Genomic DNA, 12,741 nt, shown 5'->3' on the forward strand with positions numbered 1-12,741 from the left:
GAGGTGCTCAGACGGTGTGACGCCCGCGGCGGCGCACGACGAGTGCGACACCTCCGGCGATCACGAGGACCAGGACCGTACCGGTGACGCCGGCGACCGCGCCGGAGAGCCGAGGGTTGTCGATGCCCTTGGTCGAGTAGTCCGACATCGGGCTGTCGGCCGAGGAGCGGTGTTCCTCCGCGGTGCCGAGGAACCCCTTGTCACCGGCGACGAACTCCAACCCATCGGGGTGGCTCGAGGCGTAGTGGCTGACGAACCCCGCCAGCACGAGCGCGACGAGGACGCCGACGAGGACGAGGGCTCGGGTCGACACCCGCTTCCGGCGCGCGCTCACGCTGCCGCCCTCTTGGAGGGGCGGAGCTCCAAGGTCCGCGTCGTCAGTGCCGACCGGGCCCCGTAGACGAGGTCCGGACGCACGGCGAGCACGGCGCTGACCACGAGTCCGGTGATCACGGCCTCGCCGAGCCCGATGACGGTGTGCCAGCCGACCATCGCGGTGGCGAGAGACCCCAGCGGGATCGGCGCCTCGCCACCGACGGCGTAGAGGCCGGTGAAGGCGAGCGCGGCAGCCGGCACGGACACCAGGGCAGCGAGCGCCGCGGCGGGCGTGACAGACGCCAGCCGGTCCGGCAGCACGGCCTTGATCAGACGGAGGACCAGCCAACCCACCCCGACGCCGACGAGCCCCATGAGCGTGATGTTGGTGCCGAGCGCTGTGATGCCACCGTCGGCGAAGAGGAGGCACTGGACCAGGAGAACGGTGCTGATGCACAGCACCGCCGTCCACGGTCCGACCAGGACCGCGGCGAGCACGCCTCCGAGGAGGTGCCCGCTCGTGCCGGCCCCGACGGGGAAGTTGATCATCTGGGTGGCGAAGACGAAGGCGGCCACCAGTCCGGCCATCGGGGCGGTCCGGTCGTCCAGCTCACGTCGCGCGCCGCGGAGGGCGAGCGCGAGGCCGGCGACGGCGGCGGCGCCGGTCGCGACCGAGGTGGATGCGTCGAGGAAGCCGTCGGGTACGTGCACCTGACGACTGTAAGTCGAAGGCGAGGGGTCGGCCATGGGGTCTCATGGCCGACCGCTCGGCCCTAGAGGTCGACGCGTTCGTTGTCTGCGCCGTCGTAGGCGTTGCCGGTGATCTTTGCCTTGGCCAGGCTGATCAGAGACGCGACGCGCCCGCCGGGCGTGTCCCAGTACTCGCCGCCCTGGAGGTCGACCCGGATCAGGACGACGTTGGGGTCGTCGGGTCCCTCGGGCATCCATGCCTCCGCGAACGTGTTCCAGAGCTCCTCGAGCTTCGCCGGGTCGTCGACGACGGTCGCCGTCCCGTTCAACGACACCCAGGTGCTCGGCGAGGAGAACGTGATGCCCACGTGCGGACGGGCGGTGATGTGGGCGACCTGCCGAGAGTCCCGTGCGGTGATGAACCACATGTCGGCGCTCGGCTCGACCTGCTGGCGGGCCATCGGCCGGCTCGTGATCGTCCCGTCGATGTCCACGGTCGTGAACATCGCGATCCTGAGATCGTCCAGCAGCTCGAGGAGCGTGCTCTGCTCGTCGGTCATGACTCTCCCTCCGTGGCGTGCCGACGAGGTACCCAGCCGGGGCGTCGCCATGCTGCGCGCCTTTCGAGCGCCAGAACAGACCACGACCAAAGGGGTGCGCGGCCACGGCGGCCTTGCAGATAGCATCGAGGCGTCTGTCCGCACCACCTGAGGAGCACCCGTGTCCGAGCTCGTAGTCCTCGTCGTCGGCCCTGACTCCAAGGCCGAGCGCACGGTGACGTCCGGCACGAAGGCGTGGGAGCTGTTCGCCGAGAACCCCGACGTCGTCGCGGCCCGGGTCAACGGTGACCTCAAGGACCTGGCGTACGAGCTGGTGGGCGGCGACGCCGTCGAGCCGGTCGCGATCACCAGCAAGGACGGCCGCGACATCCTGCGGCACTCCACCGCCCACGTGATGGCGCAGGCGGTCCAGCAGCTGTTCGCGGAGGCCAAGCTGGGCATCGGGCCTCCGGTGGAGAACGGCTTCTACTACGACTTCGACGTCGAGACCCCCTTCGTGCCCGAGGACCTGGCCAAGATCGAGTCCCGGATGCGCAAGATCATCAAGGAGAACCAGCGTTTCTCTCGCCGCGCGATCGACGACGCGGAGGCGCGGGTAGAGCTCGCCGACGAGCCCTACAAGCTCGAGCTGATCGGGCTCAAGAGCACTGCGGGCAGCGACGACCTGGACCACGCCGCCGAGGGCGCGAGCGTCGAGGTCGGCTCCGGTGGCCTCACGATGTACGACAACCTCGACCGTCGCGGCGAGCGGGTGTGGACCGACCTGTGCCGCGGACCCCACCTGCCCACCACCAAGCGCATCCCCGCCTTCACGCTCATGCGGAGCGCGGCGGCGTACTGGCGAGGCGACGAGAAGAACAAGCAGCTCCAGCGCATCTACGGCACCGCCTGGGAGTCGAAGGAGGCGCTGGAGGCCTACCTGCACCGGATCGAGGAGGCCGAGCGCCGCGACCACCGCAAGCTCGGCCGCGAGCTCGACCTCTTCAGCTTCCCTGACGAGATCGGCTCCGGGCTCCCCGTCTTCCACCCCAAGGGCGGGGTGATCAAGCGGGAGATGGAGGACTACGTCCGTCGCCGGCACATCGAGGAGGGGTTCCAGTACGTCGGCACCCCGCACATCGCCAAGGAGGAGCTGTTCTACACCTCCGGGCACCTCCCGTACTACGGAGAGGGGATGTTCCCGCCCCTCGACGTCGACGGCATGGACTACCGCCTCAAGGCGATGAACTGCCCGATGCACAACCTGATCTACCGGTCCCGGCAGCGGTCCTACCGCGAGCTGCCGCTGCGGCTGTTCGAGTTCGGCAGCGTCTACCGGCACGAGAAGTCGGGCGTCGTGCACGGCCTGACTCGCGTGCGCGGATTCGCGCAGGACGACTCGCACTCCTACTGCACTCCCGAGCAGGCCCCCGACGAGGTCGAGCACCTGCTGGGCTTCATGCTCAGCGTGCTGCGCGACTTCGGTCTCGACGACTTCTACCTCGAGCTGTCCACCCGCGACGCGGCCAAGGACAAGTTCATCGGGTCGGAGGAGGACTGGACGACCGCGACCAAGGTCCTCGCCGACGTCGCCCTCCGCACCGGGCTCGAGCTCGTGCCCGACCCGGGCGGAGCTGCCTACTACGGTCCCAAGATCTCCGTCCAGGCGCGCGACGCCATCGGCCGGACCTGGCAGATGGGCACCGTCCAGTACGACTTCAACCAGCCCTCCGCCGACCGGTTCAACCTGGAGTACGTCGCCGCCGACGGCTCACGGCAGCAGCCGGTGATGATCCACTCGGCCAAGTTCGGCTCGATCGAGCGGTTCCTCGGGGTGCTCGTCGAGCACTACGCCGGCGCCTTTCCTCCCTGGCTCGCGCCCGTCCAGGCCGTCGCGATCCCAGTCGCCGAGCGGCACGTCGACTACCTGCGCGAGGTAGCGGCGACGCTGCAGGCGCAGGGCATCCGGGTCGAGGTGGACGAGGCCGACGACCGCATGCAGAAGAAGATCCGCAACGCGCAGACGCAGAAGATCCCCTTCATGCTGATCGCGGGTGACGACGACGTCGAGGCCGGCGCGGTGTCGTTCCGCTACCGCAACGGCAGCCAGGACAACGGCGTCGCCCTCGACGATGCGGTCGCCCGCATCGCGCAGGCCATCGCCGACCGGGCCCAGGTATGACGTCTGGACACGACGCCGGCGACTCCGGCCCGTGGGGACGCCCCGAGACCGGATTCGAGGACTTCGACCGGCTCTGGACCCCGCACCGGATGGCCTACATCACCGATACCGGCCCACGCGAGGGGGGCTGCCCGTTCTGCGTGATGCAGCAGCGGCCCGACGAGGAGACGTTGATCGTCGCTCGCGGTGACCACGTCTACACGGTGCTCAACCTGCACCCGTACAACCCGGGTCACCTGATGGTCGTGCCCAACCGCCACGTGGGAGAGCTCGAGGAGCTGACCGACGACGAGGCGTGGGAGCTCACGGCAACCACGCAGCAGGCGTTGCGGGTGCTCAAGCACGTCAGCGCGCCGGCCGCGTTCAACGTCGGCCTCAACCTCGGGGCGGTGGCGGGCGGGTCGTTGTCGCAGCACCTCCACCAGCACGTCGTCCCGCGCTGGATGGGCGACTCCAACTACATCACCGTCACGGGGCACACCAAGGTGATGCCGCAGCTGCTGTCGCAGACGCGTGACCTGCTCGCGAAAGCGTGGAACGCCTGATGCTCGAGAGGTTCCGCGCGACCTGGGCTCGGATCATGTCGCCGATCGCCGACCTGCTGCTCCGACTCGGGGTCAGCCCCGACGCGGTCACGTTCGTCGGGACGCTGGGGGTCACCTCCGCCGCCCTCTGGTTCTTCCCGCGGGGACAGTTCTTCCTCGGTGCCGCCGTGATCACCCTCTTCGTGTTCTCGGACATGATCGACGGCCTCATGGCCCGCAAGTCGGGACGGTCGAGCGCCTGGGGTGCCTTCCTCGACTCCACCCTCGACCGGATCGGCGACGCGGCGGTCTTCGGCGGGCTCGTCCTCTGGTACGCGGGCACGGGGGACGACCTCGTGCTCACGTCCGTCGCACTGTGGTGCCTGGTCGGCGGGCAGCTGACCTCGTACGCCCGTGCCCGGGCGGAGTCGCTCGGCATGGAGGCCAAGGGCGGCATCGCCGAGCGCTCGGACCGGCTCGTCGCGATCCTCATGATGACCGGCCTGTCGGGCATCTTCGACCTGCCGATCCTCCGCACGATCGTGCTCTGGACGCTGGCGGTCGCGAGCACGATCACGGTCGTGCAGCGCATCCTGATGGTGCGGAAGCAGTCGTTGGCGGACGTATGAGTTCCCCCAGCGGTCGCGTCCTGGACGTGGCGCGTACGCACGCGGAGGCTGCGGCGTACACGATCGGCTGGGACCTCGCGGTCCGGCTGCCGCAGCCCTTCGTCGACCGGGCCATGCGGACGACCGCCGACCGTCTGTACGCGCGCGGCGGGAGCAGCATCGACCGCTTGCGCTCGAACCTGTCGCGGGCGGTGCCGGACGCGACGGCCGGAGAGCTCGACGAGCTCGGGCGAGACGCCATGCGCTCCTACCTGCGCTACTGGGGGGAGGTGTTCCGTCTCCCGCGCTTCACCGCCGACACCGTCGACGACTGGATCACGGTCGACCATCCCGAGCGCGTGTTCGCGTTGAAGGCGCAGGGGCGGGGGATGATCGCCGCACTGCCGCACATGGGCAACTGGGACCTCATGGGCGCCTGGGCGCTGAGCCAGGGCCTCCCGTTGATGACGGTGATGGAGCGTCTCAGGCCCGAGCGCCTGTACGACGAGTTCGTCGCGTTCCGCGAGGGACTCGGCATGACGGTGCTCCCGCTGACCGGTGGAGAGCCGACGATGCCGCGGCTCGCCGCGCACCTGCGGGCGGGGGGCTTCGTGTGTCTGCTCGCCGACCGCGACATGTCCCGCAGCGGACTTGTCGTCGACCTCTTGGGCGAGAAGGCGCGGATGCCCGTCGGACCGGCGCTCCTCGCGCAGCAGACCGGGGCGGCGCTCTTCGCGGCGACCTCGCGGTACGAGCAGGACCGGCTGCGCATGACCGTGCACGAGGTCGTGCCGACCCGGGAAGGCCCGGACGGACTGGTGGCGATGGCGCAGGACCTCGCCGACGTCTTCAGCGCAGAGATCCGCCGCAGCCCCGCCGACTGGCACATGCTCCAGCGCGTCTTCGAGGTCGACCGGCTTCCGGACGGAGGCGTGCGATGAGGATCGGGATGGTCTGCCCGTACTCGTTCGACGTCCCCGGCGGCGTCCAGAACCACGTCCTGGACCTCTCCCGGACGCTCGGAGGGCTGGGCGTGGAGGTGTCGGTGCTCGCGCCGGCCGCCGACGACGACGACCTGCCCGACTACGTGACACCGGCCGGCCGCGCCGTGCCCGTCCGCTACAACGGTGCCGTCGCGCGCGTGTCGTTCGGGCCGATGGCGATGGCCCGCACCCGACGCTGGCTGCGCGACGGCCGCTTCGACGTGCTGCACGTCCACGACCCGGCCACGCCGAGCGTCTCGCTGGTGGCGCTGAGCCTGTCTTCCGGGGTCTCGATCGCGACGATCCACACCTCCATCGGCCGCTCGCGCGCTCTCGCGGCGACGGAGTCGCTGCTGCGCCCGGCGATGGAGAAGCTCAGCGCGCGGATCACGGTCTCGCGGGAGGCGCACCGCGTGGTCGAGCAGTACCAGGGCGGCGACTCGGTGATCATCCCGAACGGCCTCTACGTCGACGACTTCGACGCCGTACCGCGGAGCGCGGGGACCACCGGCCGCACGGAGCTGCTGTTCCTGGGGCGGTTCGAGGAGGCACGCAAGGGTCTTCCCGTCCTGCTGGGCGCCCTGCCGCCGGTGGTCGACCGGTTCCCTGACCTCCGTCTCGTCGTCGCCGGGGCGGGGGACCCCAAGGTCGGGTCGGCGATGGTCCCCGAGGGGCTGCGCCACCACGTCGAGGTCGTCGGGCGGGTCTCGGACGCCGAGCGCGCCCAGCTGCTCGCCCGGGCCGACGTCTACGTCGCGCCGAACACCGGTGGCGAGAGCTTCGGCATCGTCCTCATCGAGGCGATGGCGGCGGGCGCACCAGTGGTGGCCAGCGACATCCGCGCGTTCGCGGACGTGCTCGAGAACGGCCGCCTCGGTGCCCTCTTCGCCAACGAGGACCCCGGGGCTTTGGCCAAGACCCTCGTCTCGACGCTCGAGGACCGGGCTCGTCAGGCACGTGCGGACCTGGCGCGACGCGAGGTCCGGCGGTACGACTGGAGTGTGGTCGCGCCGCAGGTGGTCCGTGTGTACGAGACAGTCCTCGGAGGAGGCAGCGTCGGATGAGCACGCTCGAGTGGATCCTCGTCGTCGGTGCCGTGGTCGCGGCGATCACGGTCGCGCTGTCGACGACGGCCGGCCGGCTCGACCGGCTGCACATCCGTCTGGCGACCGCCCAGGCCTCGTTGGACCGTCAGCTCCTCGACCGGTCGACGTGCCTGCGCAACGTCGCGGTGGGCGGAGTCCTGGACCCTGCCAGCGCTCTGGTCGCGGTCGAAGCCGCCGATGCCTCGCGCGCGGCGATCGGCAAGAGCGACCAGGCCGAGCGGGAGACGGCGCTGAGCGAGGTCATGCGCACCGTCTTCGGTGACGCCGAGGACGTCGACGCGCTGTGGGCGGCCGCCGACGAGCCGCAGGCCGAGCTGCTGGCCGACCTCGGCGACGCGTGCGAACGCGTCCAGCTGGCGCACCGTTTCCACGACGACCTCGTCGCCCGCACCCAGCGGATGCGGCGCAAGCGGATCGTACGGTGGGCGAGGCTCGCCGGCTACGCGCCGTGGCCGAATCGGATGGACTTCGACGACACGCCGCCGCCGCACCTCGTCGCGCACGAGCGCCCCGTGGCCTCCTCCGAGATGGGGCAGCAGCAGGGCTGATCGGCTCACCTCGTGGCGGGACCGCTCCGGCGTCGGTGCACGGTCGTACGATGAGGCCAATGTCCGAGCGGGCGCACCGCGTCCCAGGCCCCGAGGTGAACGATGTCCGAGAACCCGACTGCCCCGACACCGGCCGTGTCCCGGGAGGACACGGGCACCGCACGCGTGAAGCGCGGCATGGCGGAGATGCTCAAGGGCGGCGTCATCATGGACGTCGTCAACGCCGAGCAGGCCAAGATCGCCGAGGATGCCGGTGCCGTCGCGGTCATGGCCCTCGAGCGCGTGCCCGCCGACATCCGCTCCCAGGGCGGCGTGGCCCGCATGAGCGACCCCGACCTGATCGACGGCATCATCGAGGCCGTCTCCATCCCGGTGATGGCCAAGGCGCGCATCGGCCACTTCGTCGAGGCGCAGGTGCTGCAGTCCCTCGGCGTCGACTACATCGACGAGTCCGAGGTCCTCACACCCGCCGACTACGCCCACCACATCGACAAGTGGGCCTTCACGGTGCCGTTCGTGTGCGGCGCGACCAACCTGGGCGAGGCGCTTCGTCGCATCACCGAGGGTGCGGCGATGATCCGGTCCAAGGGCGAGGCCGGCACGGGCGACGTCTCCAACGCGACGACCCACATGCGGGCGATGCGTGATGAGATCCGCCGTCTCCAGACGCTTCCGGCCGACGAGCTCTACGTGGCGGCCAAGGAGCTTCAGGCGCCATACGAGCTGGTCCGCGAGGTCGCCGAGAAGGGCGCGCTGCCCGTAGTGCTCTTCACCGCGGGAGGCATCGCGACGCCCGCGGACGCCGCCATGATGATGCAGCTCGGTGCCGAGGGCGTGTTCGTCGGCTCGGGCATCTTCAAGTCGGGCAACCCGGCCGAGCGCGCGTCCGCGGTCGTGAAGGCCACCACCTTCTACGACGACCCCGACGTCATCGCCAAGGTCTCGCGCGGGCTCGGCGAGGCGATGGTCGGCATCAACGTCGCCGACCTCCCCGAGCCGCACCGGCTGGCCGAGCGGGGCTGGTGAACGGTGCCTTTCTTCTCAGCACCGCGCCTGACCGACGCCGACGCGCTGCGGAGCTACGCCCGGGTCCTCGTACGCGCCGGCCTCACCGAGCGCGCTGCCTGCGTCACCGAGGTCGAGATCGCGGCACGCGAGGATGCCGGGCTGGTTGACACGAAGGCCCGGACCGAGGCCCAGCGACTCGTCGACGACGAGCGCGCGGCGCTCGCGGAGGAGCAGTCGGGCTGGCCGGCGCGCACCGACTACGACGCGCTGCAGGAGGCCTTCCAGGCACTGGAGGCCGCTGGCTTCGTCGTGCTCCAGGGCGTCGACGACCACTGGGCGGCGGCCGGCGTCGTGCGCGAGGCGGCCGGGGGAGCCACGGGGAGCGCGCTCCGAGGCATCGTGTGGTTCACGCCGTCCGATGTCTGGCACGCCGTCGATCACGGGATGCTCGAGGTCAACGTGTGGCACCCCGACTCCGCCAACATCGCCGACGGCGACCCTTTGTGCTCCGCGGTCGTCGCGACGCTGGACGCTGCCGGTCTCGCGGCGCACTTCGACGAAGGACGGATCGAGGTCCGGGCGTTCTGGCACCGTCGCCTCACCGACGCGTGAGTGCGCCCCGGGTCGGTGTCCTCGCCCTTCAGGGCGACGTCCGGGAGCATCTCCGGATGCTCGCGGCGAGCGGCGCGGAGGCGACCACCGTGCGGCGGCCGAGCGAGCTCGACGTGGTCGACGCCCTCGTCGTGCCGGGCGGGGAGTCGACCACCATCGACAAGCTGTCGCGGGCCTTCGAGCTCCGCGACCCGATCCGTGAGCGCATCGGGTCGGGCATGCCGGTGCTGGGGACCTGTGCCGGGATGATCCTGCTCGCCGACCGCGTCGAGGGCGGCACCGACGACCAGCAGACCTTCGGCGGGATGGACGTGACCGTGCGGAGGAACGCGTTCGGCCGGCAGGTCGACTCCTTCGAGACCGATCTCCGGGTCCAGGGCCTCGACGACCCGCTGCACGCGGTGTTCATCCGCGGTCCCTGGGTCGAGAGCCACGGTCCCGGTGTCGAGGTCCTCGCGGCGGTCGACCGCGGCGACCAGGGGCGCCGCCCGGTCGTGGTGCGGCAGGGGGCGTTGCTCGCCGCGTCCTTCCACCCCGAGCTCGGGGCGGACCACCGCCTCCACCAGATGTTCGTCCGGTCGGTGCACGCGAACGGCGACGTGGCCAGCCGCTAGGATCGAGGGCGGTCGCGAGCCGCGGCCGTACGCCGTCGTAACAGCGAGAGCAGGTGAGTGCCGTGTCTGGCCACTCCAAGTGGGCGACCACCAAGCACAAGAAGGCGGTCATCGACGCCAAGCGCGGCAAGATGTTCGCCAAGCTGATCAAGAACATCGAGGTCGCCGCACGCACCGGCGGGCCTGACCCCGCGGGCAACCCGACGCTCTACGACGCGATCCAGAAGGCCAAGAAGTCGTCGGTCCCCAACGACAACATCGACCGCGCCGTGAAGCGCGGCGGCGGTCTCGACGGCGCGGGCGTCGACTACACGACGATCATGTACGAGGGCTACGCCCCCGGCGGTGTCGCGCTGCTCGTCGAGTGCCTCACCGACAACAAGAACCGTGCGGCCATGGAGGTCCGGACGGCGATGACCCGCAACGGCGGCAACATGGCCGACCCCGGCTCGGTGTCCTACATGTTCTCCCGCAAGGGCGTCGTCATCGTCCCGGCCGAGCAGGACGGCAAGACGCTCGCGGAGGACGACGTCCTCGAGGTGGTGCTCGACGCGGGCGCCGAGGACGTCAACGACCACGACGGCTCGTTCGAGGTGATCAGCGAGGCCGGCGACGTGGTCGCGGTGCGCACGGCTCTCCAGGACGCCGGGATCGACTACGACTCCGCCGAGTCGTCGTTCGTGCCCTCCATGACCGTCGAGGTCGACGCCGACGCGGCCGGCAAGGTCCTCCGGCTCATCGACGCCCTCGAGGACTGTGACGACGTCCAGAACGTGTTCGCCAACTTCGACGCCTCCGACGAGGTCATGGCGCAGGTCGGCTGACACGCCGCTCCACCTTCTGCCCGGCTCGGGGCGGAGGGATTCTCCCGTGCCGGGCGGAAGGCGCGCGGCGAACCCGCCTGCCCGAGCTGCCGGCGTGCCAGGATGGGCCATGGACATCCTGAGGCCCGGCGGGATCATGTGGCGGATCGCGCGACGTCGGCGAGGCACTCTCCCCGACCCGCTCCCGTGGATGCGCGAGCTGGCGGGCGAGGGAGTCGCACCGACGGCCGAGGTGGGCCGGCGCCCTCTCGTGGTCACCCGCGGCGGGGTCGTCGTGCACGTCGAGCCGGCCCCGGGACGCGCGACGTCGAAGGCCCGGATGAGAGAGCTGGGCGACGCGGTGTACGCGCTGCCCCTGACGGTGAGCACCAGCGACGACGCATCGCAGGCTCCGTACGCGCCGCCGCCTGGGCCTGGCACCACCGGCGGGTGGGGGCACCCGATGCAGTCGCCCCACCTGGGGGATAACTCGGGCTCGGGGTGATGGGTCTGCGCGCGCCACGGCGATCTGCGCCCGCGCTCGATCCGTCCTAGGGTCGGGGTACACCCGAACCCGATCTCGAGGAGTGAGTGCGATGGGTCTGGATGACAAGCTGAAGCACCTGGCCGAGGACGTCGAGGGCAAGGCCAAGGAGGCCTCCGGCAAGCTCCGCGGCGACACGTCGCAGGAGTCCGAGGGCAAGGCCGACCAGAGCAAGGCCGACTTCAAGAAGGCCGGCGACAACGTCAAGGACGCCTTCAAGAAGTAGCCGCCGCGCTCGGCGCAAGTCTCCTCCACGTACGCCGTGGAGGTTACGACACGAAGCCCCTCCACGTACGCCGTGGAGGGGCCTCGTCGTTCGTACGGGTCCTCGGCGCGTCGCCGCCACACTCGTCCGTCGTGCGACTAGGGTGTCGAACATGTGTTCGCTGCGGGTCCTCCGCGAGGTGGCATGACCGCCGGCGCGATGCGTGTTCTCGGAGTCGACCCCGGCCTGACGCGGTGCGGGGTCGGCGTGGTCGACGGACGCGTGGGGGGCGCTCTGCGGGCGGTCTCGGTGGGGGTGATCCGTACGCCGGCCGCCGACGACGTCGCCCACCGGCTCCTCGCGATCGAACGCGGCCTGGCCGAAGCCATCGCCACGCACCGGCCGGACGTGGTCGCGATCGAGCGTGTCTTCAGCCAGAACAACGTCTCGACCGTCATGGGCACCGCCCAGGCCAGCGGGGTCGCGATGGTCGTCGCAGCCCGCCACGGCCTCCCCGTCGTCCTCCACACCCCGAGCGAGGTCAAGGCGGCGGTCACCGGCAACGGTCGCGCCGACAAGGCGCAGGTCACGGCGATGGTCAAGCGGATCCTCGGCCTGGTCGAGGCGCCGCGCCCCGCCGACGCCGCCGACGCGCTCGCCCTCGCGATCTGCCACGTCTGGCGCGGCACGTCGGTCAGCCGGCTCGACGACGCCCTCGCCGCCGCGGCACGCCCGTCAGGTCCGATGCGGACGGCCGCCGAGCCCATCCGTTCCCGCATCCCAGGCGCTGCGCGCACCAACCCCAGATTCCCCGAGAGGAAGCCTCGATGATCGCCTTCGTCCGCGGCACCGTCGCCTCGACCGCCCTCGACTCCGCCGTCCTCGACGTCGGCGGGGTCGGGATGCTCGTGCAGTGCACGCCGGGCACGCTGGCCGACCTCCGGCACGGTGAGCAGGCGCAGGTCTCGACCAGCCTCGTGGTGCGCGAGGACTCGATGACGCTGTACGGCTTCGCCGACGACGACGAGCGTGACACCTTCGAGCTCGCTCAGACCGCCAGCGGCGTGGGCCCCAAGGTCGCGCAGGCGATCATCGCGGTCCTCGGCCCCGAGGGTCTGCGCCGTGCGGTCGCCGAGGAGAACCTCGTCGCGCTCACGAAGGTCCCCGGCATCGGGCGCAAGGGAGCCCAGCGGATCGTGCTCGAGCTCAAGGACCGTCTCGGTGCTGCGGCGGCTGTCTCCCAGGCGACCGCGACCGCACCTGCCTCGACGCCCGCCGACGCGGACTGGCGTCCTCAGGTGCACGCCGCCCTGGTCGGGCTCGGATGGAGCACCCGCGAGGCGGAGTCCGCGGTCGCCGCCGTGGTCACTGTCGCCACCGAGCAGATCGAGGGGACCGGCGCGGTCGACGTGTCCGTCCTGCTGCGCGCGGCCCTCCGTACGCTCTCGAAGGCATGAGGG

17 protein-coding genes are annotated in these 12,741 nt (G+C 70.9%); 14 read left to right on the top strand and 3 right to left on the bottom strand.

The features are described from left to right. Positions 1-7 precede the first annotated feature (7 nt). From KV102_RS18310 to KV102_RS18320, 3 genes are all read right to left on the bottom strand, one after another. Positions 8-334 (bottom strand): PDGLE domain-containing protein, encoded by a 327-nt coding sequence (locus KV102_RS18310; protein WP_220347130.1) that lies wholly within the window; start codon positions 332-334, stop codon positions 8-10. Further along, on the bottom strand, positions 331-1,026 hold the full coding sequence (locus tag KV102_RS18315) for an energy-coupling factor ABC transporter permease (protein ID WP_220347131.1): 696 nt from the start codon (positions 1,024-1,026) through the stop codon (positions 331-333). The genes KV102_RS18310 and KV102_RS18315 overlap by 4 nt, the downstream gene beginning before the upstream one ends. Before the next feature lie 62 nt (positions 1,027-1,088). Continuing rightward, positions 1,089-1,565, bottom strand: coding sequence for a pyridoxamine 5'-phosphate oxidase family protein (locus tag KV102_RS18320; protein WP_220347132.1), 477 nt, complete (start codon positions 1,563-1,565; stop codon positions 1,089-1,091). A 160-nt stretch (positions 1,566-1,725) separates the two neighbouring features. Between KV102_RS18320 and thrS the strand changes: the two genes are divergently transcribed. The 14 genes from thrS to ruvA all read left to right on the top strand — a co-directional run bounded on the left by thrS (position 1,726) and on the right by ruvA (position 12,738). Further along, the gene (gene thrS, locus KV102_RS18325; RefSeq protein WP_220347133.1) at positions 1,726-3,726 is read left to right on the top strand and encodes a threonine--tRNA ligase; all 2,001 of its coding nucleotides are present in this window, start codon (positions 1,726-1,728) and stop codon (positions 3,724-3,726) included. Further along, complete coding sequence (locus tag KV102_RS18330; protein WP_220344576.1) at positions 3,723-4,271, top strand: HIT domain-containing protein; 549 nt, start codon at positions 3,723-3,725, stop codon at positions 4,269-4,271. The genes thrS and KV102_RS18330 overlap by 4 nt, the downstream gene beginning before the upstream one ends. Beyond that, positions 4,271-4,879, top strand: a complete 609-nt coding sequence (gene pgsA, locus KV102_RS18335) for a phosphatidylinositol phosphate synthase (RefSeq protein WP_220344578.1) — start codon at positions 4,271-4,273, stop codon at positions 4,877-4,879. Before KV102_RS18330 ends, pgsA begins: the two co-directional genes overlap by 1 nt. After that, positions 4,876-5,799 (top strand): phosphatidylinositol mannoside acyltransferase, encoded by a 924-nt coding sequence (locus tag KV102_RS18340; protein WP_220347134.1) that lies wholly within the window; start codon positions 4,876-4,878, stop codon positions 5,797-5,799. Before pgsA ends, KV102_RS18340 begins: the two co-directional genes overlap by 4 nt. Beyond that, positions 5,796-6,905 (top strand): glycosyltransferase family 4 protein, encoded by a 1,110-nt coding sequence (locus tag KV102_RS18345; RefSeq protein ID WP_220347135.1) that lies wholly within the window; start codon positions 5,796-5,798, stop codon positions 6,903-6,905. The genes KV102_RS18340 and KV102_RS18345 overlap by 4 nt, the downstream gene beginning before the upstream one ends. Beyond that, positions 6,902-7,495, top strand: a complete 594-nt coding sequence (locus KV102_RS18350) for a hypothetical protein (RefSeq protein WP_220344583.1) — start codon at positions 6,902-6,904, stop codon at positions 7,493-7,495. The genes KV102_RS18345 and KV102_RS18350 overlap by 4 nt, the downstream gene beginning before the upstream one ends. Positions 7,496-7,597: 102 nt before the next feature. Further along, a complete protein-coding gene (gene pdxS, locus KV102_RS18355) occupies positions 7,598-8,521 on the top strand; it encodes a pyridoxal 5'-phosphate synthase lyase subunit PdxS (RefSeq protein ID WP_220347136.1) in 924 nt (307 codons plus the stop codon). Positions 8,522-8,524: 3 nt separating this feature from the next. After that, positions 8,525-9,115: a hypothetical protein gene (locus tag KV102_RS18360; RefSeq protein ID WP_220344586.1), complete on the top strand. Its 591-nt coding sequence runs from the start codon at positions 8,525-8,527 to the stop codon at positions 9,113-9,115. Continuing rightward, entirely contained in the window at positions 9,112-9,729 is a 618-nt protein-coding gene (gene pdxT / locus KV102_RS18365) for a pyridoxal 5'-phosphate synthase glutaminase subunit PdxT (protein ID WP_220347137.1), read from the top strand. The genes KV102_RS18360 and pdxT overlap by 4 nt, the downstream gene beginning before the upstream one ends. A 62-nt stretch (positions 9,730-9,791) precedes the next feature. Next, on the top strand, positions 9,792-10,553 hold the full coding sequence (locus KV102_RS18370) for a YebC/PmpR family DNA-binding transcriptional regulator (protein WP_220347138.1): 762 nt from the start codon (positions 9,792-9,794) through the stop codon (positions 10,551-10,553). A gap of 109 nt (positions 10,554-10,662) precedes the next feature. Beyond that, on the top strand, positions 10,663-11,037 hold the full coding sequence (locus KV102_RS18375) for a hypothetical protein (RefSeq protein WP_220347139.1): 375 nt from the start codon (positions 10,663-10,665) through the stop codon (positions 11,035-11,037). Positions 11,038-11,128: 91 nt separating this feature from the next. Continuing rightward, positions 11,129-11,302 (top strand): CsbD family protein, encoded by a 174-nt coding sequence (locus tag KV102_RS18380; protein WP_220344593.1) that lies wholly within the window; start codon positions 11,129-11,131, stop codon positions 11,300-11,302. Between the two features lie 198 nt (positions 11,303-11,500). Beyond that, positions 11,501-12,112, top strand: coding sequence for a crossover junction endodeoxyribonuclease RuvC (ruvC, locus tag KV102_RS18385; protein ID WP_220347140.1), 612 nt, complete (start codon positions 11,501-11,503; stop codon positions 12,110-12,112). Further along, positions 12,109-12,738 (top strand): Holliday junction branch migration protein RuvA, encoded by a 630-nt coding sequence (ruvA, locus tag KV102_RS18390; RefSeq protein ID WP_220347141.1) that lies wholly within the window; start codon positions 12,109-12,111, stop codon positions 12,736-12,738. The genes ruvC and ruvA overlap by 4 nt, the downstream gene beginning before the upstream one ends. The last annotated feature ends 3 nt before the right edge of the window (positions 12,739-12,741 follow it).

It is taken from the genome of Mumia sp. zg.B53 (genome assembly GCF_019550935.1).
In the GTDB taxonomy this organism is placed as follows: Bacteria; Actinomycetota; Actinomycetes; order Propionibacteriales; family Nocardioidaceae; genus Mumia.

Excerpts from the sequence above, each read along its gene's own strand:
- KV102_RS18340 (WP_220347134.1), top strand. The coding sequence starts at position 4,876 with ATGAGTTCCCCCAGCGGTCGCGTCCTGGACGTGGCGCGTACGCACGCG.
- KV102_RS18380 (WP_220344593.1), top strand. The coding sequence starts at position 11,129 with ATGGGTCTGGATGACAAGCTGAAGCACCTGGCCGAGGACGTCGAGGGC.
- pgsA (WP_220344578.1), top strand. The coding sequence starts at position 4,271 with ATGCTCGAGAGGTTCCGCGCGACCTGGGCTCGGATCATGTCGCCGATC.
- pdxS (WP_220347136.1), top strand. The coding sequence starts at position 7,598 with ATGTCCGAGAACCCGACTGCCCCGACACCGGCCGTGTCCCGGGAGGAC.
- ruvC (WP_220347140.1), top strand. The coding sequence starts at position 11,501 with ATGCGTGTTCTCGGAGTCGACCCCGGCCTGACGCGGTGCGGGGTCGGC.
- KV102_RS18345 (WP_220347135.1), top strand. The coding sequence starts at position 5,796 with ATGAGGATCGGGATGGTCTGCCCGTACTCGTTCGACGTCCCCGGCGGC.
- KV102_RS18330 (WP_220344576.1), top strand. The coding sequence starts at position 3,723 with ATGACGTCTGGACACGACGCCGGCGACTCCGGCCCGTGGGGACGCCCC.
- KV102_RS18375 (WP_220347139.1), top strand. The coding sequence starts at position 10,663 with ATGGACATCCTGAGGCCCGGCGGGATCATGTGGCGGATCGCGCGACGT.
- KV102_RS18350 (WP_220344583.1), top strand. The coding sequence starts at position 6,902 with ATGAGCACGCTCGAGTGGATCCTCGTCGTCGGTGCCGTGGTCGCGGCG.
- KV102_RS18320 (WP_220347132.1), bottom strand. The coding sequence starts at position 1,565 with ATGACCGACGAGCAGAGCACGCTCCTCGAGCTGCTGGACGATCTCAGG.
- ruvA (WP_220347141.1), top strand. The coding sequence starts at position 12,109 with ATGATCGCCTTCGTCCGCGGCACCGTCGCCTCGACCGCCCTCGACTCC.